This window comes from Pseudomonas sp. D(2018) (genome assembly GCF_005502555.1).
GTDB classification, from domain to species: domain Bacteria; phylum Pseudomonadota; class Gammaproteobacteria; order Pseudomonadales; family Pseudomonadaceae; genus Metapseudomonas; species Metapseudomonas resinovorans.
This window is the reverse complement of sequence record NZ_SCOK01000006.1, coordinates 20,084-38,434: the sequence shown is the minus strand read 5'-3', so window position 1 is coordinate 38,434 and position 18,351 is coordinate 20,084. Positions and strand designations below refer to the sequence as shown.

Sequence of the window (18,351 nt, the reverse complement as noted above, 5' to 3'; positions counted from 1 at the left end):
TTCTCATCATCAATTCATTACCAAAGCGCATTAATTCGTTGGCGCTAAAGCTCAATGAGAGTGGATTTCGAACAGCGATCTGGTTCGCAGTAAACAGAAAATAATTAATGATTAAAACTAATAAATAACGCTGAATAAAATCGTTTGTCGGCGTTTCTCTCTCTGTCGAAACTCGGCGCCAAGCACCAGGCCGAGCTAGCCGTGCAAACCGTCCTTGCGAACAGAACAAGAGAGAGAAAAACAATGACTGCATCCCAGATCATCCCTACCCATGCCCTGGAAACCGTCCTGGCTCCCATCCATGAAGCTCATGGACTGACGAACGAATTTTATACCGACCACCGTTATTTCGAGCTGGAGCGCGACCAGGTGCTCGGCCGCAACTGGGCCTGCATTGGCTTCGCGAGCGATCTGCCGAAGAACAGCTATGTCAAACCAGTGGACTTCATGGGCCTGCCGCTGCTGCTGATGCGCAACCGCGAAGGCCTGGTTCAGGTATTTCACAACGTCTGCAGCCATCGCGGCGTGAAGTTGGTACAGGAGGCCGGCGAGGTTCAGGGCGTGATTCGTTGCCCCTATCACTCCTGGACATACGACCTGAACGGTGGCTTGAAGGGAACGCCGCATGTGGGCGGCATCAATCAGCACAAGGACGACCGTTTCGCCTGCGAGAAACATGGTTTGAAGGCTCTGCGCAGTACGATCTGGATGGATATGGTCTTCATCAATCTGTCTGGCGATGCTCCGGCCCTGGAAGAGCAACTCGCGCCGCTGACCGAGCGCTGGACGCAGTTCCTCGGTGCTGATGGCATGGGGCTGATGCGACGCGAAGCCAACAGCGGCGCCATGAGCATCGAGGTCAACTGCAACTGGAAGCTGGCGGTAGAGAACTACTGCGAGGCCTATCACCTGCCGTGGGTACACCCGAGCCTGAACAGCTATTCCCGTCTCGAAGATCACTACAACATCATGTTCGATCAGTTCGCCGGCCAGGGTAGCCACGCCTACAACCTCTCCGATGTTGCTGGCACGCACCTGCCGATCTTCCCGTCCTGGCCCAAGGATCGCCTGCGCACCGCCGAGTACGTGGCCTTCTTCCCCAACGTCCTGCTGGGCATCCAGGCCGACCATGCCTTCGCGATGATGCTGGAGCCGATTGCACCGGGTAAGACCGTCGAGCACCTGCGTCTCTTCTATGTAGGCGACGAGGCACTGGATGGCCATTTCGAAGCGGCGCGCAATGCCGTCATGCAGTCCTGGCGTGTGGTGTTCGCCGAAGACATCGCATCGGTAGAGGGCATGCAGAAAGGTCGAAACTCCCCCGGCTACAACGGTGGCGCGTTCTCGCCGGAGATGGACCTGCCGACCCACTACTTCCACAAGTGGGCTGCGCGCCAGCTGCTTGATTGCGCACAGAACGCCTGAGGTGGCCGCCATGCATTCGATCGCCTCACATTGGCTGAACTTCATCGACGGTCAGTGGACCGACAATGAGCAGCGCATCACCGTGAACAATCCCGGGACGACCGGACGGGTGGCCACTGTCGCCCAAGCGAGTATTGGCGACGCGGAGCGCGCTATCCAGGCAGCGCGTCGCTGTGCGGACAGCGGCGAGCTGACCCGCGCGCGACCTGCCCAGCGAGTTGCCTGGCTGCTGGAAATCGCCGCACAGATCCGCGCAGTGACCGAGGAAGGCGCCTGGGTGCTTTGCCAGGAGAACGGCAAGAGCCTGCGTGATGCCCGCGACGAGTTCGTCGAGGCGGCGCGCTATTTCGAGTACTACGCCGGCATGGCGGACAAGATCGAGGGGACGTCGATTCCTCTCGGCAACGGCTACATGGACTTCACTGTCTACGATCCGATGGGTGTGTCGCTGCAGATCGTGCCGTGGAACTTCCCGGTTTCCATTTGTGCCCGGTCGCTGGCACCGGCCTTGGCTGCAGGCAACGCGGTCGTGATCAAGTCGCCGGAACTTTCCCCATTGGGGCTCTGCGTCCTGCTACAAGCCATTGATCGTGCCGGGCTTCCGCGTGGCGCGGTCAACCTCATCTGCGGCCGCGGCCGGGAAGTGGGGGCCTACATGGCCGGGCATGGCGATGTCGACCAGATCGTCTTCACCGGTTCTGTCCCCACGGGCCAGAGCATTCTGCGTGTGGCGGCAGAGCACGCCATTCCCAGCGTCATGGAGCTGGGTGGCAAGTCCGCTGCGCTGGTGTTCCCCGATGCTGATCGCGAGCAACTGCTCGCCAGCGTCAAGAGCGGCATCTTTTTCAACGCTGGCCAGGTTTGCTCGGCCATGTCGCGGCTGCTCGTACACCGCTCCGTGTACGACGAGGTAGTCACCGAGGTGGCCGCCATGGCCGAAGGGTTGAGCGTCGGACTCGGCCAGGACAATCCAGATCTGACGCCGGTGATTTCCGCCGGCCAGCTCGAAGGCATCGAGGCCATGTGCCGACGTGCCGTGGAACAGGGCGCAGTGCTCGCAACCGGCGGCGAGGCAATCAGCGGAATGCGCGGGCACTACATGGCGCCTACGGTTTTCCGCGACGTTACCCCGGATATGGAAATTGCCCGTGACGAGGTGTTCGGGCCGGTACTTGCGGTAATTCCCTTCGATACCGAGGAGGAGGCCATCGCCATTGCCAATGGCACCGAGTTCGGATTGGTCGCCGGCGTCTTCACCCAGGATCTCAACCGGGCCTTGCGTTGTGCACGTCGCCTGCGTGCCGGACAGGTATTCATCAATGAGTGGTATGCCGGCGGGATCGAGACGCCATTCGGCGGAGTAGGGCTTTCCGGCTTCGGCCGGGAGAAAGGCCAGGAGGCCCTCTACAGCTACGTGCGGACCAAAAACCTGGCCTTGCGCATCAAGGGCGAATGAAGGGGGATGCGGCGATGAAAAAATGGCTCTGCATTATCTGTGGCCTGATCTATGACGAGGCCCAGGGCTGGCCGGACGACGGCATTGCCCCCGGTACCCGCTGGGAGGACGTCCCCGAGGACTGGCTCTGCCCCGACTGCAAAGTGGGCAAGTCCGACTTCGAAATGATCGAAATCAGCGAGCCCGTGACTGCGGTGGCGACCCCACCGGCCGTGGTGAAGCCCCTTGCCGCAGTTATTCCAGCCCAGCCGGTGGTCATCATTGGCAGCGGGCATGCCGGTTACGGCCTGGCCCAGGAACTGCGCAAGGCCAACCCGCAACTGGATATTCGTGTGCTCACCCAGGAAACCGGGCACATCTACTCCAAGCCGGCGCTGTCCATCGCCTTGGCGCAAGGGCGCAGCGCCGAGGCGCTGGCGACGGAAAGCCCCTTGGCGCTGGAGCGGCGACTGGGCATCCGTATCTACACCCACTGCCGGGTCGAGCGAATCGATACCCAGGCGCGCCGTTTGCACACCAGTCTCGGCGAAATGGAGTATGGACAGCTCGTGCTGGCCAGCGGGGCCTCGCCGGTGCGGTTGCCTATAGAGGGCCGTGCCGAGGCGCTGCTGAGCGTCAACAACCTCCAGGACTATCGGGAGTTCCGTGAACGGCTGGCGGGCGTGCGTCGTGTCGCGATCCTCGGCGATGGGCTCATCGGCTGCGAGTTCGCCAATGACCTGGCGAGCAGCGGTTACCAGGTGCGCGTGATTGGCCTGGGTGCCTGGCCGATGGAGCGCTTGTTACCGGAATCCGCCGGGCTGCAATTGCAGGAAGCGTTGTCCGCCCTCGGTGTGCAATGGAATTTGCGCACGACCTTGCAGCGCATCGAGCAGGGGGCTGATGGCTATCAGCTATCCCTGGCCGACGGCCAGCGCTTCGAGGCGGACCTCGTGCTGTCCGCCGTCGGCTTGCGGCCCAACCTGGAGCTGGCGCTTGAGGCAGGCCTGGCGTGCGGGCGTGGCATCAAGGTCGACGAACATCTGCAAACCTCGCAGCCGGGCGTCTATGCGCTGGGTGACTGCATTGAGATCAACGGGCAGCTGTTGCCCTATCTCGCACCGATCAACGAAGGCATACGCGCCCTGGCCAAGACCCTGCTGGGACAGCCGAGCCTTGTCAGCTACCCACTGGCGCCAGTGACGGTGAAGACGCCGGCGGCACCGCTTTGCCTGCTGCCGCCACCTGTCGAATGCGAGGGACAGTGGCGCTGCGAAGTAACTGCGGACGGACTGAGTGCAGCCTTCCATGACGCGGCCGGTGCCATGCGCGGCTTCGTCCTTCTCGGACGGCAGGCGCAGTCGAAACGTAATACCTGGCTGCAGAGCTGCCAGGACATCCAACAGAACGTGGCCTGAGGGCCTGACCATGAACAGTATTGTCAACCTGCCCAATGATGACCGCAGCTGTGGGTGGTATGCCGCGCTGCCCGAGCCTCTTCCCTGCACGCGCCTGGTTGGCGAGCAGAAGGCCGACTATGTAGTGATCGGCGCGGGCTTCGCAGGGCTCTCGGCGGCGCGACGCCTGGCTGAGCACCTGCCGCAAGCCCGCATCCTGCTCGTCGACGCCCAGCGCATCGGGTACGGCGCGTCAGGCCGCAACTCCGGTTTCGTCATCGATTTGCCGCACAAGTTCGCCCTGGAGCATCCGGACCCGCAGCATAAGCAGCGTCTACTGGGGCTCAATCGGGCGGCTATCGATCAGCTGCAATCGCTGATTGGCCAACACCGCATCGAATGCCAGTGGTCCCATGCCGGCAAGTATCAGGGCGCTGTAGGCGAGCGTGGATTGGCGTACCTCGATCATTTCGAGAAGTTGATGGCCGACCTCGGCGAACCCTATCGACGGGTTGAGCGAGAGGAGCTTTCGGCTGTACTCGGCACCAGCTATTACAGTCGCGCCATCTTCACACCGGGCTGCTACCTGATGCAGCCGGCGGCACTGGTGCGCGGGCTGGGCGCTTCCTTGCCAGAGAACGTCGAGATTCTCGAAGAGTCGCCCATCCAGCGTTTGGAGCAGGATGCCCAGGGACGTTGGATCTTGCATGGCAACCAGGGGATCATCCGCACGCCACGGCTATTGCTGGGCACCAGCATCTTCACCCAAGAGTTCGGTTACTTGCGTAATCGCCTGCTTCCCGTGATGACCTTTGCCAGTTGGACTCGTCCGCTGGAGAGCGCCGAGCTGGAAGCCATCGGCGCGTCCCTCGACTGGGGCCTGACGCCAGCCGACCATGCAGGCACCACGGTGCGAATGACCCAGGATGGTCGCCTCATCATTCGCAATACCTACAAGCACGTGCCGCGATATGGCCGCAGTGTCGATGAGAAGACGCGCTTTCAAATTCGCGACGACCATCGAAAAGCGTTTCTCGCCCGCTACCCGCAACTTGCCCATGTTCCCTTCACCCATACCTGGGGAGGAACCTATGCGATATCGCGCAACTTCACCAACTTCTTCGGCCAATTGAGCGAGGGCGTTTACGCCACAGCGTGCGACAACGGGGTCGGCGCAGCCTGGGGCACCATCTCCGGGGCGCTGCTGGCGGACAGGGTCGTAGGTGCCGACTCCAGTCAGCTGCGCGATATCCAGGCAGTGACGGGCATGCCTTCGCTCAATCCGCCGGAGCCGTTCCTCGGCCTGGGGGTCAAGACACGCATTCGCTGGGCGGCCTGGAACAGCAGGAGCGAGATATGACGACTGCTCCAGGTGGTAAAGGGCCGGTACTTCTTGTCGATCACCGGGACCTGACCTTCACCCATCGCGGCGGGCCTCCTGGAGGCGCCAGTGTGGCCCGGGCAATCAGCAACGAGGTATCTCCAAATCTTGGGATCGGCTTTGCCCGCTGGGAGGGCGCGGAGGTTGCCTGGACCTTGCTGTATGACGAAGTGATTTTCGTCATCGAAGGCTGTTTCGAGCTCAAGGCCAACGGCGAACTCTATCGGGTGGAGCCCGGCCAGCTCCTTTGGATTCCGGAAGGGACCGAGCTCATCTATGGCGGCCATGCGCTGTTCGGCTATGTCGTGCACCCCGGTGACTGGAAGCAGCGCCACGGGCTTGCCTGATTTCCCACCACAACTCATCCAGGGCTCAACGTGTTCGCACTCACCAAGGCGTTCGGAACGATTTACGCTGCAGCGCTACTGATGCAGCTGGGCTCAAGCTTGCTGATGACCTACCTGGCCTTGCGCCTGAACGCTGCGGGGGTGGCTGAACTCTGGGGCGGCGCCCTGATGGCCGCCAATGCGCTGGGCATGGTGATTGGAGGCCGAATCGGTTACTGGCTGATTGGCCTCGTTTCCCATCCCCGCGCCTTTGTGGTGAGCGCGGGTGTGATCGTCATGGCGGTGCTCAGCCACCAATTGAGTGATTGGCTGCCACTTTGGCTTGCGCTGAGGTTCATCGTGGGGGCTGCGATGATGTGTCAGCTGATGGTCATCGAGAGCTGGTTGAACGATTGCGCACCGGTCGACCGCCGAGGCGGTGCCCTGTCGATCTACATGGTGGCCAGTTACGTCGGCATGATGCTCGGACAACTGCTGCTCAGCCTCGGCAATGGGCTCGATGCGGCAGCCTTGACCGGTGTGGCCATCGCTTTCGCCATTGGCGTGGTGCCCATGGTCATGCACCGGGGAATGCAGCCCAGCGCCATCAGTCAGGTGCGGGTGCAACCCATGCTTTATCTGCGCCGCTTGCCCCAGGCGTTGGGCACCATTCTCGCGTCGGGACTGCTGAACGGTTGCCTCTACGGCTTGACGCCGATCTTTGCGGCGCATCTGGGATTCACACCAGCGCAGGTTGGCCAGTTCATGGCCGCCAGCATCGCAGCGGGACTGTTAGCCCAGCTTCCGCTTGGGAAACTGTCGGACCGCTATTCCCGTGTCACCTTGATCCGACTGACCGCCGCCTTGCTCTCCATCGCCTATCTGCCATTGGCCTTTCTGGATGCCCCAGGGCTGGGCTGGGTGATGTTTGCCGGTGCTGTCGTAGGCTTCCTGCAGTTCAGTCTGTATCCGCTTGGCGTGGCCCTTGCCAATGACAATCTCGAAACAGAGCTGCGTGTTTCCGTAGCAGGCGTGCTGTTGATGACGTTCGGCATCGGCGCGACCATCGGCCCACTGGTTGCAGGAGCGCTCATGGACCATATCGGCCCTCAAGCGCTCTATTTCTTTTGCATCGGTGTAACAGCACTCGTTGTCTGCCTGCTCAGAGAGAGGCAGAAGCTCTCTGCTGCGCAGGTTCAGCTACGCGACTCAGGAGCTGCCAGCTAGGTGGCTTCTATCGGCTGCCGTGAACCTCGGGTTTGGGAAGGCATGCAAACCCGTTCAAGAACGGCAGCCTGAGTTCGAACCGGTCCAGAAGGCGATTGAGCCAAGGGCGTTCCTGTCGCTACCCATGGTTCGGGCCGTTGGCCTGTTGCCTGTCGTGGAGAATGACCGAAGCCCGCAGTTTGTTGCCGCCGAACAGGCTCATGCGCTGAAATTCTGCATGGCTCACCGGCAGATGCTGGCAGTCGAGGGCCTGGCGATGACGGCTGTGGTCGATGTCCGGGTCATGCAGGTAGATGAAATCCTCGTCGCAGCCGGTGACCAGCACCCAATGGGGTGCCTTGGCGCGGGTCAGGCGGTAGTTGCTGATCAGCACCAGGGGCTGGCCGCCCTCGGCCAACAGGCGTGGGATGTCGAGCTGACTGCTGCGCACCTGTTGCACATCGCTGTGCTGGAGTTCATTGCAGAACTCTTCATGGACCAGGCGCATCACGTCCTTCTTGTTCTCGCTGCGTACGCCGCTGAGGAACAGTGGCCCGTCAACGCTGACCTGCAAGCTCACGCGAAAGCCCCGCCGCCAGGCGGCCAGGGCGAGCCCCTGCGGGCTGCAGCCACCGTGCCCCGAGGTCATGAACACGGTGGTGGCTTCCCGCCAGAGCTGCACCTCTTCGCGCCTTGCCAGCGCTCGTCCGGGCTGCAGGGCGGCCATGGCCATCAGCAGGCAGGCCGGGCCACAGGTGAAGTCGGTGGTCTGCTGGTAATAGGGCACCTGGCGTGCGGCGCTGGCGGGCCGTTGGATGATGCGCTTCTCGAAGCGCAGTGCGTCTGCGTGGTCTTCGTAGTAGTCGTTGATCAGGGCGAAGCGCCGATACCCAACCCCTTCGTAGAGTCCGATGGCCGCCGGGTTGTCCGGGCGTACCTCAAGCCGTAGATAGGCGCAGTCGTGCTCGCGTGCGTTTTGCTCTGCCTCCGCCAACAGACGTTTGCCCAGTCCCTGGCCGCGGGCGTCGGGCGCAATGGCGATGGAGTAGAGCCGGGCCAGTGAAGTGCCGCGGTGGAACAGCAGCAGTGCGTACCCCATCAACCGGCCTTGGCTCTGGGCGACGATCAGGCTGGCGTGGGCTCGGCTGATCATCCACTGGAAGCTGCGGGGCGACAGCCGATCATGCTCGAAACACTGGTTCTCCAGGCCCAACAAGGACGGGAGGTCATCGGGTCTGGCATTGCGAAATATAAAGTCCATGGGGATCGCCGTAAAACTTTCGTAATGGAACGAGACTTTTAAGAAAGTCCGTGCTTAATAGTTAGGCACTTGTTCTTCAACGGGTCACAGAGAGATGGCATCGGCACAGGTTGATTTGCGCGGAGTATTGAGCAAAAGTCCGGCTCCGGCAATAGACGGTAAAGCATATATTGCGAATGATGAAAAGAGTTCTAGTCAGTTGGTGATTATTGTCGAGCGAAAAGAAGACTGGGCGAAATACTTTCCGAGCGAAGATGTACTGACCGCTCAGGAATACCTAGAGCAGCCGCGCGAGAATGAGTCAGGAAAACGCGTCCAGGTCATCAACTTGTGCCGTAACTACAAGTACCTGGGGCATGGTTACTATTGTTCGCTGCTGGCTGAAGCGCGAGGTCACAAGGTGATTCCGTCGGTCAGGACAATCAGTGAACTTACCCGGAAGTCGCTCTATGGCCTGGCGCTTGATGATCTTGAAAAGACGCTTGAAAAGGCGCTGGTCAAACACCCGTATGCAAGTACCGAAGGGTTTACATTAAGTCTTTACTTTGGTCGGACGGATATGGAGCCTTTGCAGGATATTGCCCGTCAGTTGTTCGAGGTATTTCCCTGTCCGATATTGCTGGTCGAATTCCGCAAGGCCGATGGCTGGCAGATTTCCGGAATAAAGTCCGGTGCCTTGCACAAATTGCGTGAGGATCAGGAAGATCAGTTTGCCAACGCGCTGGATGGTTTCAGCCGCAAGATCTGGCGCGTACCGCGTTCCAGGCGCCTGGCGCGTTATGACCTGGCCGTCCTGCACGACCCTGACGAGCCGTTGCCGCCTTCGAATGCCAAGGCCCTGGACAGTTTCATTCGCGTTGGCCGGAACATGGGCATCGATGTCGAACTGATCGAGAAGAAGGACTACTCGCGCCTTGCCGAATACGACGCGCTGCTGATTCGCGAGACCACCAGCGTGGACAACCACACCTACCGCTTCGCCAAGAAGGCCGAAAGCGAAGGGTTGGTCGTGATGGATGACCCGACTTCGATCCTGCGCTGTACCAACAAGGTCTACCTGACCGACCTGTTGCGCAGCAATAAACTGGCGATGCCGGCCAGCGAAATCCTCTACAAGGACAACCCACTGGAACTGGAACAGGTGGGCGACCGCCTGGGCTTCCCGCTGGTGCTGAAGATTCCCGATGGCTGCTTCTCACGCGGGGTCATCAAGGTGGAAAACCAGGAACAACTGCTCAGGGCGACGGCGCAGTTGTTCGAGCACTCGGTGCTGCTGCTGGCCCAGGAGTTCCTCTACACCGACTACGACTGGCGCATCGGCATTCTGAATCGCAAGCCGATCTTCGCTTGCCAGTACTTCATGTCGAAGGGGCACTGGCAGATTTTCAACCACAAGGCCGAAGGTGCCGAGGTCAACGGCGAATGCCGGACCATGGCGGTACACGAGGCGCCCCGCGCTGTGGTGGACCTGGCTGTGAAAACCGCCAACCTGATCGGTGATGGCCTGTATGGCGTTGACCTCAAGCAGGCGGACGACCGGGTGGTGGTGATCGAAGTGAACGACAACCCCAATCTCGACGCCGGCATCGAGGATGCCTACCTGCAGGACGACCTCTATTCGCTGGTGCTGGAGGAGTTCGTCCGCCGCCTGGAACTGAAGCGCCGGGGACAGACCTGGTAGAGCACGTTGGCCCGGATCAGGGGAGTCCCAATGATCAAAAGCTTCCAACTCGCCCAAGGGGCGTTGCATCCCAGCGAAGACCAGGACAGCCAGATGCTGCTCTTCGTCAATCCGGACACCGCCGAGCGCGACCTGCTGCGAAGCAGGTTCCACCTTGATGAGCATGCCCTGGCCTCGGCGCTGGACCCCGACGAGGTGTCGCGCATCGAGTTCCATCCAGACAGCCTGTTCCTGATCTGGAAACGCCCGGAGAACTACTCCGGTGGCGACAGTTTCTCCTTCGAGGTGTCGTCGTTCGGCCTGTTGCTCAACGCCGAGCGCCTGGTAGTGATCGCTCCGGACGACTCGCAGATGCGAGGCCTCGGTGTCCGCCACGATCTGCACACGCCGCTGGATGTGCTGCTGGACATGCTGTTGCACAACATCCACCACTACCTGGGTCACCTCAAGGTGATCAAGATGGTCGCCCGCGAGCTGCAGCAGCGCTTCAACAGCTCGATGCAGAACCACCATCTCGTGCAGATGTTCAACCTCAGCGAGAGCCTGATCTATTACATCAACGCCATCCACAGCAACGGCACGGTGCTTTCGCGCCTGCGCAACCACGCCGAGAAGCACCACTTCGGCGCGGAAGTGGTGGCGTTGATCGATGACCTGATCATCGAGAACACCCAGTGCTACAAGCAGGCGGAAATCTACTCGACGGTGTTCGCCGGGCTGATGGATGCCCGCGGCAACCTGGCCAACAACACCATGAACGAAATGCTGCGCAAGCTGACCCTCATCAACGTGGTGTTCCTGCCCCTGAACCTGATTGCCAGCATCGGCGGCATGTCCGAGTTCAGCATGATGACCACCGGTGTGCCCTGGTGGCTGGCGTATCCGGCCCTGGTGCTCGCAATGCTGCTGCTGGGCGGCGTGATGGTGCTGTTCCTGCAGCGTATGGCGCGGGATTTCCGCGCGGCTCGCCCTAGGCCTGCAGGGGAGGTTGGCTCGCAGGGGCGTAGGCGAGGAAGGTTTTTTACCCGGGTCTTCTCGTGAGGCCAGGGTCATTGGCGTGCGCGGCTATCCGCCCACGGATTCACCTGGATCATTCGGCGCAGGATGTCGGCCGAGTCTTGACTGGAGCGTGTGATGAGCAGCACTGAGGCTGGCTTGCTGGTGATTTCCCTGATTCTTCTGTTTGCGGTGGTGAGCTTCTATCTGGACTTCGTGAGAAAGAAGGACAAGTCCAGCTGACGTTACCGCTTCCCGTCAGGCACCGCCCCAAGGGTGCCAGGTTCAGCCAAGCAGCCTGCTGTAGCAGTCCGTCACTGCGTCGTAGCATTCGCAGGCAGCCGCCTCGAGCCCGGTGCGATCGAGGATGGTGATTTCACCGCGGGTGTAGTGAATGAGGTGTTTCTGCTGCAACGCCCCCGCCGCCACGGTGATGCCGCTGCGGCGTACCCCGAGCATGTCGGCAAGAAGCTCATGGGTGAGGTGGAAGTGATCGGCCTGCGCGCGGTCCTGGGTCATCAGCAACCAGCGAGCCAGTCGTGGCTGGATCTGATGGAAATGCGTGCAGGCGGCCGTTTGCGCCAACTGTGCCATCAAGACGAAGAGGTAGCGGTTCATTCGGCGCTGCAGAGCAGGGCACTCGCCCAGCTCGCGTGCAAACTGCGGGGCCGTAATTCGCCAGGCGATACCGGCGCCTTGCACCACCGCTCGGTTCGGCGCCTTGCGAACGCCCAGCAGGAGCGTTACGCCCAGCATGCCCTCGCTGCCGATCAGCCCCATCTCCAGGGGGCGATGGGCGTCCAGCTTCGCTATCAGCGAGATGAACCCGGTAAGCGGGAAGTAAGCGTGACTGTAGGGCTGATCTGCCTCGCAAAGCGTGCGGCCGAAGTCCAGGTTTACCGATTCGCAACGGTTCAGGATCCGGTCACGTTCCCGCCCCGGGATGCCGCTGAGCAGTCGGTTGGTCACCATGGCCGCCTCCTTTTGCCTTGCAGCTCACGGACGTCGTGGGGTTGAGCGGGAAGTCTGCTGACTGCGCGCATGCTGCACTCTGGCGCCTGGCGCTGGCGGTGGTCTGTTCGGTAGGGCACGCAAGCCGGACTGATTGCAACGAGGTCGCTGCCAGGTCGCGTGCCTCGTGGGGGTGGTCAGCGGCTTGTCATGAGTGCGTTGCCGTACAGACCGCTCCGTGACTTCGGCCGCAACCTGCATGGAAGCCGGTCTGCGCCGGGCCGAGGAAGGAGATTGAACATGTTCGAAGCTATCGTGATCGTCTTGTTGGTTGTGTGGGCGCTGGGCGTGCTCACATCGTTCTACATCGGGGGGCTCATCCACATTCTCCTGTTCCTGGCGATCGCGCTGGTCATGCTCCGGCCCAAGCTGGTGCGGCGCGATTGACGGAGTCTGTCTGAGTCAACTGTTGCTGGAACGTCCCGAGCGAAACCGATTGCCGAGTTGTTTCCCAGAAAAAACCCGCACGAGCGGGCTGTGGAAACGTGGCCTCGGCAGCTATGAGTCAGCCATAAGGTCCACCACGGCCGCGCTGATGAAACCGGCGTAGGCCTGTAAGGTTGGCAGGTGACGGCAGGGCAGCGGCGAGGTACCTCTCGCGCTGCCTTGATCGATCCACATCACCAGGTCCATCTGTCTGTGCGGGGTTGGGATTATGCCGCCCCGGACCGATGCCCCGGGCTGGTGTTGGTCAGCATTCCGGTGAGCTGAACACGGGCGCGTCGCGTGCGTCGAAGCTCAGGATTTTGTTCAGAGCACGCTCTGCGGCGGTGCGCGCTTCGGAGAGTCGGGAAAAGTTGGCCCGGTCATAGACGAGATGAAAGCTCGCTTCGGTATCCGGGCTGTGCGGTTTGACAGCAACGAATGCCAGGGCGTGGTCACCGTTCATGCGTGCTTCGCTCCATGCAACGTGCGCGGGGAAGTTTCGTTTCATGTTGATCTCGGCCCGATCGTGAGGTGGGTAGACGTCCACTATCTACCTTCTGGCCGGCAATTACTTGCCTTTGTCGGTAAACCGGACCGGGGGTTATCCCTTGCCGGCTGCACCGCGAAGCGACGGTGAACGAATATGGAATAACAGCGTGCGGCCAGGCGTCCGGCCGGCTGGTACGAAGCAGGAAATCCTCCACCGGACACCCTGCGTCCGGTGGTTCACCCCGGGGTTGTCCAGTTGTCCTATCGTTACAAGGACGAGGCCCTTTCAGGTGCTCGATTCATGGGTGACCTCTATGCCGCGCACGCCTTCGCCATTGCAGAATCACCTGCTCGCCGCATTGCCGGAAGAGGTTCAGCAACGCCTGATCCCGCAGCTCGAACTGGTACCCCTGCCGCTCGGCAAGGTCTTGTATGAGTCGGGTGACACCTTGCGGCATGTGTATTTCCCCACGGACTCGATCGTTTCCCTGCTCTATGTGATGGAAAACGGTTCCTCGGCGGAAATCTCGGTGGTCGGCAATGAAGGTCTGATTGGCCTGGCGGTGTTCATGGGGGGTGAAAGCACACCGAGCCGAGCCATCGTGCAGAGCGCCGGCCACGCCTACCGGCTGCAAGGGCAGCGTTTGAAAACCGAGGTCAATCGCCACGGGGAGCTGCTGCTCCTGATGCTGCGCTACACCCAGGCATTGATTACCCAGATGGCACAAACGGCGGTCTGCAACCGGCACCATTCGATCGACCAGCAGTTGTGCCGCTGGTTGCTGTTGTCGCTGGATCGCCTGCCGAGCAACCACCTGACGATGACCCAGGAATTGATCGCGAACATGCTGGGCGTGCGCCGCGAAGGCGTCACGGATGCCGCGGGCAAGCTGCAGAAGCTTGGTGTGATCGAGTACAGCCGCGGGCACATCACGGTACTCGACCGTCCCAGGCTCGAGGCACTGAGCTGCGAGTGCTATGCCGTGGTGAAGAAAGAAACCGACCGCCTGCTGCCCTATGCAACTGAGGGGCGGCCCGCAGATCAGATGATCCGGCAGGAATTCTGATGGTTGCGATTGTCGGCCTTGACCAGCCGGGTGACGCTTTGCAGGCTGATCAGGTCCTCGCCGCGGGCGAGGAGGTCCTCATAGCGCATCAGGCTGGCGGTCGACACCGGCACGTTGATCACGGTGGGTGTATCGTCTGGCACGCTTTCGCGTCGGGTGATCCGGATGATGTTGCCGGAGCCTCTCGCCACGACGAAGTACGCGGTAATCATGCTCATCTCCTTTACCAGGCTGGCCTTTGGCTGGAGTTTGCTGTCAGAGGGTGCGGCTTCTCTCGAAAAAGCTGATCACTTGCTTCTCGGCTTCTTCATGCGTCATCTGGTAGCGCTCCTGGATCAGGTTGGCCAGCTTCTGGGTATCGCCTTCGGAGCCAATCAACTCGGCCACTGTCAGTTCATCCCAGACGACCCTGGCGGTACCCACCAGCTCGCGCCATTTGCCCTTGATGATGTCTGCAAGAACCCTGCTCATTGTCTGGCCTCGATCATTGGATGGCGGGACTCGCGAACGGGCGAGCGCTCATCGCAATCATCATCTCAGGAGCAGGGTGTTCGGTCGGTGCGCCATCGCGCATAGCGCTGTTGAGTTGCGCAGATGCGGGCTGTAGCCGGGAAGGCCGCCGAGCGCTGGGGATCAGCGCCTGGGAGCCTCGACAGGAGTGGTGTCGGTGAGTTCGTCATCACCACGTGGGGTGATGGAACAGCCGAAGGACTGAGGGGGCTGGTTCTCCTGCGGCAGGCGCTGTTCGCCTGGAACTCTGCCCTCGGCTTGTCGTTCCGGCATCAGCGCGCAGCGGTTCTTGATGATGGCGTCGACCCTGTCGAGGAAGTGGTAGAGGGCGTGTGTTCGTTGTTTACGCGCGAGGCTATCAAGTTCCTGCGCAGCGGCATCGACGGTATCAGGTGTTTGGCTATCGGCTTCGGCGGTCATGTCAGCTCCTCACAGGCGGAATGGCGTGCTGCAAACATGCTGTCAGGCTGGCTGCGCGCAGTCGGTGCGCTAGGGCACTTAGCCCTCTGTGGGCTGGCGCACCGAGAGGACTCGCCGGACCTGCAATGATTGATGCGAGCGACTGCAATCCTGCAGCGCATTCGTCCCTGAGGTCGTCATGCACACCTACATTGATCCCAACCTGCCTCGAAAACCCGGCAAACGTCATTCCAGAGGCCCGCTTCCCCTGAAAACGCCTGGCGAGCTGCTGTTGCGCAGCGCCGAGGAAGCGAACGAGGCGGCACGCGTGCCGCAGAGCGATGAAACGCCACCCCATCAGGGTCCCAAGGCTTGAACCTTGTGCCCTACAGGGCATGAGTGCGTTAGCGTACCGACGCCGGCTCCGCGCTCTGCAATGCTCATTGAATTGGCCCGCAGTAGTCCGGGCTTTAGCGAGAGCACCATGAGCATTTCAAGCTGTAGCGACAAATCGATCAGGGTCCAGACACTCCCGGACCCCGCAAAATCCCCCGAACGCGCACCGCGCTTGCCGACCTTTTCCAGGGCGGAACTCTATTCGTTCCCGGACCCGGAAGAGGTCGCCGATGCACCCCCGACCGTCCGGCCCCCACGCAAGAAGACGCCTCCGGCAAAAGCAGCGGTGCTGTGATTGCGCACATGCACGCCGGGTCCGCCCGGGTCTGAGCAAGCAGGCTGCAAGTCCGTCACTGGGCGGGGGCGGTACGATCGCCCAGCTGTCTCGTTGTCAGTCTGAAAACAGCTCGAACATCAACTGTCTTAGCCAGCGGTTGGCGGAGTCCCGGTGGTACTTCGCATGCCAGAACAGGTTTGCAGTGCCCCGATCAGGATCACCGAAGTGTTGTGCATGGTGTTGATCTTCAGGTTCCGGTGGCCTGACCCGGAATGCGTGCGTCGCTTCCAGCGCGCTCTTCTCGCTGCCGACACGGCCGCGCCTCAGGTGCGGCCGTGTCGCATCCGGGTCAATGGGCGCTCTGCACGGCCTGGATGATCACCTTGGCTACCTCGTCCGGGCGTGACTGCTGCGGAACGTGGCTGGAGTCGAGTTCGGTGACGCTGGCACCAATCTTCTTGGCGAAGTCACGCTGCAGGTCCGGCTGGATCATATGGTCCTGACTGGCCACGACGTACCAGTTCTGCTTGCCTTTCCAGGCGGCGATGCTGGTCTTCTCTTCGAACGCCGCCGCGCGGATCGGCCCCTGGGTGGCGGCCATCACGGCGGCCTGCTCGCGCGATACGTCCTGGGCGAAGTCGGTGGCCATGCCTTGTGGCGTCAGATAGAGGAAACCGTTCTTGTCGGGCGCGATCTGGCTCACGCCGCGCGGCGAGGGGTAGCCGTTGTAGAGTTCCTTGGTGTTCTGCCCGGCGTTGGGCGCGAAGGCCGCGACATAGACCAGGCTACGCACTTTATTGTCGGCACCGGCCTGGCTGATCACCGTGCCGCCCCAGGAGTGCCCGACCAGCACCACGTCGCCTTCCTGGTTGTTCAGCACGCGTTGGGTGGCGGCCACATCGTCGGCCAGCGAGGTCAACGGGTTCTGCACCACGGTTACCCTGATGCCTTCGGCTTGGAGCAGTGGCACGACCTTGGCCCAGTCGGAGCCGTCGGCAAAGGCGCCGTGGACGATCACGACCGAGGGGGTCGCAGTGGCGGCCTGACTGCCGAGCGTGAAGAGGGAGGTGGCCATGGCGAGTGCCAGGGCGAGGGTCTTGGGTTTGGACATGGTGGGATCTCCTGTGCTTGGGAGTGCCTAGTGTCGGGATTGCCCGAGTGTGCCGGTATCGGTCGTTTATCCGAGGCAGGTCGGCGAGAATGCGAGCGAATCCGTGGAGAGCAATCTGATGGACACCGACTGCGTTGCACTGGGGGACGCCATCCTGGCCCTGGCGATGGTGGGGGATCTGAGCATGGGCCAGCCCATCGACCAATCCCGACGTACCGCACGCCTCGCTGGCCTCCTGGCGCAGTCCTGTGGTGGCGACGATGTACGGGCGGACGTCGCGCGTCAGGTGGCGTTGCTGCGCTGGTCAGGCTGCACGGCTAACGCCGAGGGCTTCATGCACCTGCTGGGGGATGATGTCGGCGGTCGCCGTGCGATGCTCAGCCAGACGCTGGGGCCGTCCGGGCTTCGCGCGATGCGCAAGTCCGCGCCCCTGGCCGAAGTGCATTGCGAGGTGTCCGGTGATATCGCCCGCACGCTGGGCTTGAACGCCGATGTCGAGCTGGGGTTGCGCCACGTATTCGAGCAGTTCGATGGCCAGGGCAATCCGCTTGGTCTGCGCCATCCCGACGTGCCGGAGGTCGTGTATCAGGTGGTGCTGGCGGGCGACCTGGAAATTCTCTCCCGGGTTCATGGCCTGGACTCGGCGCTGGAGTGGATCGCTTCCCAGGGGGATCGCCGCTACCCGGCATCCCTGGCGGCTGAACTGCTGCGCCATGCCGCCGACTGGCTGGAGGCCCTGCAACTGCCCGAAGATTTCCCGTCAGATGCACTGGGCAGCGACGCACAGGTCTCGCTGACGCTGGTGGGGGACGTGATCGACCTCAAGCTGCCCTGGCTTACCGGCTATTCACGCCAGGCAGCCGATCTGGTGCGCGAAGCCGCCAGGCTGTGGGGATTGCCGTCGGGTAGCGTCGAGCAGCTGGGACGGGCCGCGCTCATCCACGGCATCGGCCGCGCGGCGGTGCCCAACCGTATCTGGAACACGCCGGGCCCGCTGCTTGCTGGCGACCAGGAACAGGTGCGGCTGGTGCCCTACTGGACCTTGCGCGCGTGCAGTCAGATCGGCGGACTGGCAGTCCCCGGCCAACTGGCCGCCCATGCCTATGAACGGCTGGATGGCAGTGGCTACTTCCGCGCCTTCAGTGGTGACTCCTTGCAGCCTGACCACCGCCTGCTGGCTGCGGCGCTGGCCTGGCAGGCCTTGCGGTCTGAACGTCCATGGCGGCCGGCATTCAGCGACGGCGAGGCTGCACGGTTGCTGGAGACTGAAGCGGGGCAGGGGCGTTTCGATCCGAGGGCATGCCAGGCGGTGATTGCCGCCGCCCGTGGAGAGCGCTCTGCTGCCTTGTGCAAGACCGCCAGCGGCACCTTGTCCGAGCGGGAGACAGAGATACTTCGGCGCATCAGCTCGGGGGCGAGCAACAAGGAAGTGGCGCGCGATCTCGGCATCAGCCCGAGCACGGTGCGAACCCATGTCGAGAGCGTATTCCGCAAGCTGAATTGCTCGACCCGCGCGGCGGCGACGCTGAAGGCGCTGACGCTTGGGTTGATCTGAAC

At 61.9% G+C, this 18,351-nt stretch carries 19 protein-coding genes and 1 pseudogene; 13 read left to right on the top strand and 7 right to left on the bottom strand.

The window, feature by feature from the left end; all coding sequences use genetic code 11:
• Nucleotides 1–243: 243 nt before the first annotated feature.
• The 7 genes and pseudogenes from FFS60_RS06585 to FFS60_RS06560 all read left to right on the top strand — a co-directional run bounded on the left by FFS60_RS06585 (nucleotide 244) and on the right by FFS60_RS06560 (nucleotide 7,191).
• Nucleotides 244–1,425 carry an aromatic ring-hydroxylating dioxygenase subunit alpha gene (locus FFS60_RS06585; RefSeq protein ID WP_137821464.1) on the top strand — a complete coding sequence of 394 codons (1,182 nt, stop codon included), beginning with the start codon at nucleotides 244–246 and terminating at the stop codon, nucleotides 1,423–1,425.
• 10 nt (nucleotides 1,426–1,435) lie between these two features.
• Nucleotides 1,436–2,881, top strand: coding sequence for an aldehyde dehydrogenase family protein (locus FFS60_RS06580; protein ID WP_137821463.1), 1,446 nt, complete (start codon nucleotides 1,436–1,438; stop codon nucleotides 2,879–2,881).
• A 14-nt stretch (nucleotides 2,882–2,895) separates the two neighbouring features.
• Nucleotides 2,896–3,057: pseudogene (locus FFS60_RS28980) on the top strand (rubredoxin); the annotation flags it as partial.
• Nucleotides 3,046–4,278, top strand: coding sequence for an FAD-dependent oxidoreductase (locus FFS60_RS06575; RefSeq protein ID WP_245586515.1), 1,233 nt, complete (start codon nucleotides 3,046–3,048; stop codon nucleotides 4,276–4,278). The pseudogene FFS60_RS28980 and the gene FFS60_RS06575, both read left to right, overlap by 12 nt.
• A 10-nt stretch (nucleotides 4,279–4,288) precedes the next feature.
• Complete coding sequence (locus tag FFS60_RS06570; protein ID WP_137821462.1) at nucleotides 4,289–5,617, top strand: FAD-binding oxidoreductase; 1,329 nt, start codon at nucleotides 4,289–4,291, stop codon at nucleotides 5,615–5,617.
• Complete coding sequence (locus tag FFS60_RS06565) at nucleotides 5,614–5,985, top strand: ethanolamine utilization protein EutQ (RefSeq protein WP_137821461.1); 372 nt, start codon at nucleotides 5,614–5,616, stop codon at nucleotides 5,983–5,985. Before FFS60_RS06570 ends, FFS60_RS06565 begins: the two co-directional genes overlap by 4 nt.
• 30 nt (nucleotides 5,986–6,015) lie before the next feature.
• Entirely contained in the window at nucleotides 6,016–7,191 is a 1,176-nt protein-coding gene (locus FFS60_RS06560) for an MFS transporter (protein ID WP_137821460.1), read from the top strand.
• Nucleotides 7,192–7,309: 118 nt separating this feature from the next.
• On the opposite strand, the gene rimI is transcribed toward FFS60_RS06560, so the two are convergent.
• Nucleotides 7,310–8,431: a ribosomal protein S18-alanine N-acetyltransferase gene (rimI, locus tag FFS60_RS06555; protein ID WP_137821459.1), complete on the bottom strand. Its 1,122-nt coding sequence runs from the start codon at nucleotides 8,429–8,431 to the stop codon at nucleotides 7,310–7,312.
• Between the two features lie 94 nt (nucleotides 8,432–8,525).
• Here rimI and FFS60_RS06550 point away from each other — a divergent pair, with 94 nt between their 5' ends.
• Together FFS60_RS06550 and FFS60_RS06545 are read left to right on the top strand one after the other, a co-directional pair.
• Nucleotides 8,526–10,112: a RimK family protein gene (locus FFS60_RS06550; RefSeq protein ID WP_028629310.1), complete on the top strand. Its 1,587-nt coding sequence runs from the start codon at nucleotides 8,526–8,528 to the stop codon at nucleotides 10,110–10,112.
• A 30-nt stretch (nucleotides 10,113–10,142) separates the two neighbouring features.
• Nucleotides 10,143–11,153 (top strand): magnesium transporter CorA family protein, encoded by a 1,011-nt coding sequence (locus tag FFS60_RS06545; RefSeq protein ID WP_137821458.1) that lies wholly within the window; start codon nucleotides 10,143–10,145, stop codon nucleotides 11,151–11,153.
• 240 nt (nucleotides 11,154–11,393) lie between these two features.
• Here the strand turns inward: FFS60_RS06545 and FFS60_RS06540 are convergent, their stop codons facing one another.
• Nucleotides 11,394–12,080 carry a Crp/Fnr family transcriptional regulator gene (locus FFS60_RS06540; RefSeq protein ID WP_137821457.1) on the bottom strand — a complete coding sequence of 229 codons (687 nt, stop codon included), beginning with the start codon at nucleotides 12,078–12,080 and terminating at the stop codon, nucleotides 11,394–11,396.
• Nucleotides 12,081–12,359: 279 nt separating this feature from the next.
• On the opposite strand from FFS60_RS06540, the gene FFS60_RS06535 reads away from it, so the two are divergent.
• The gene (locus FFS60_RS06535) at nucleotides 12,360–12,506 is read left to right on the top strand and encodes a lmo0937 family membrane protein (protein ID WP_137821456.1); all 147 of its coding nucleotides are present in this window, start codon (nucleotides 12,360–12,362) and stop codon (nucleotides 12,504–12,506) included.
• Between the two features lie 304 nt (nucleotides 12,507–12,810).
• Here FFS60_RS06535 and FFS60_RS06530 read toward each other — a convergent pair whose 3' ends face one another.
• A complete protein-coding gene (locus FFS60_RS06530; RefSeq protein WP_081668097.1) occupies nucleotides 12,811–13,053 on the bottom strand; it encodes a hypothetical protein in 243 nt (80 codons plus the stop codon).
• A 295-nt stretch (nucleotides 13,054–13,348) separates the two neighbouring features.
• On the opposite strand from FFS60_RS06530, the gene FFS60_RS06525 reads away from it, so the two are divergent.
• A complete protein-coding gene (locus tag FFS60_RS06525; protein ID WP_028629314.1) occupies nucleotides 13,349–14,101 on the top strand; it encodes a Crp/Fnr family transcriptional regulator in 753 nt (250 codons plus the stop codon).
• Here FFS60_RS06525 and FFS60_RS06520 read toward each other — a convergent pair.
• The 3 genes from FFS60_RS06520 to FFS60_RS06510 form a co-directional block, all read right to left on the bottom strand.
• Nucleotides 14,077–14,313 carry a hypothetical protein gene (locus FFS60_RS06520; protein WP_137821455.1) on the bottom strand — a complete coding sequence of 79 codons (237 nt, stop codon included), beginning with the start codon at nucleotides 14,311–14,313 and terminating at the stop codon, nucleotides 14,077–14,079. The genes FFS60_RS06525 and FFS60_RS06520 overlap by 25 nt on opposite strands.
• A 43-nt stretch (nucleotides 14,314–14,356) precedes the next feature.
• A complete protein-coding gene (locus FFS60_RS06515; RefSeq protein ID WP_028629316.1) occupies nucleotides 14,357–14,572 on the bottom strand; it encodes a CsbD family protein in 216 nt (71 codons plus the stop codon).
• Nucleotides 14,573–14,734: 162 nt separating this feature from the next.
• Complete coding sequence (locus FFS60_RS06510; RefSeq protein WP_137821454.1) at nucleotides 14,735–15,031, bottom strand: hypothetical protein; 297 nt, start codon at nucleotides 15,029–15,031, stop codon at nucleotides 14,735–14,737.
• A 178-nt stretch (nucleotides 15,032–15,209) separates the two neighbouring features.
• Here FFS60_RS06510 and FFS60_RS28630 point away from each other — a divergent pair, with 178 nt between their 5' ends.
• Entirely contained in the window at nucleotides 15,210–15,386 is a 177-nt protein-coding gene (locus FFS60_RS28630) for a hypothetical protein (RefSeq protein ID WP_155945736.1), read from the top strand.
• Between the two features lie 646 nt (nucleotides 15,387–16,032).
• Here the strand turns inward: FFS60_RS28630 and FFS60_RS06505 are convergent.
• Complete coding sequence (locus FFS60_RS06505; RefSeq protein ID WP_137821453.1) at nucleotides 16,033–16,794, bottom strand: alpha/beta hydrolase; 762 nt, start codon at nucleotides 16,792–16,794, stop codon at nucleotides 16,033–16,035.
• A 118-nt stretch (nucleotides 16,795–16,912) separates the two neighbouring features.
• Here FFS60_RS06505 and FFS60_RS06500 point away from each other — a divergent pair, with 118 nt between their 5' ends.
• Entirely contained in the window at nucleotides 16,913–18,349 is a 1,437-nt protein-coding gene (locus tag FFS60_RS06500; protein ID WP_137821452.1) for an HD domain-containing phosphohydrolase, read from the top strand.
• The last annotated feature ends 2 nt before the right edge of the window (nucleotides 18,350–18,351 follow it).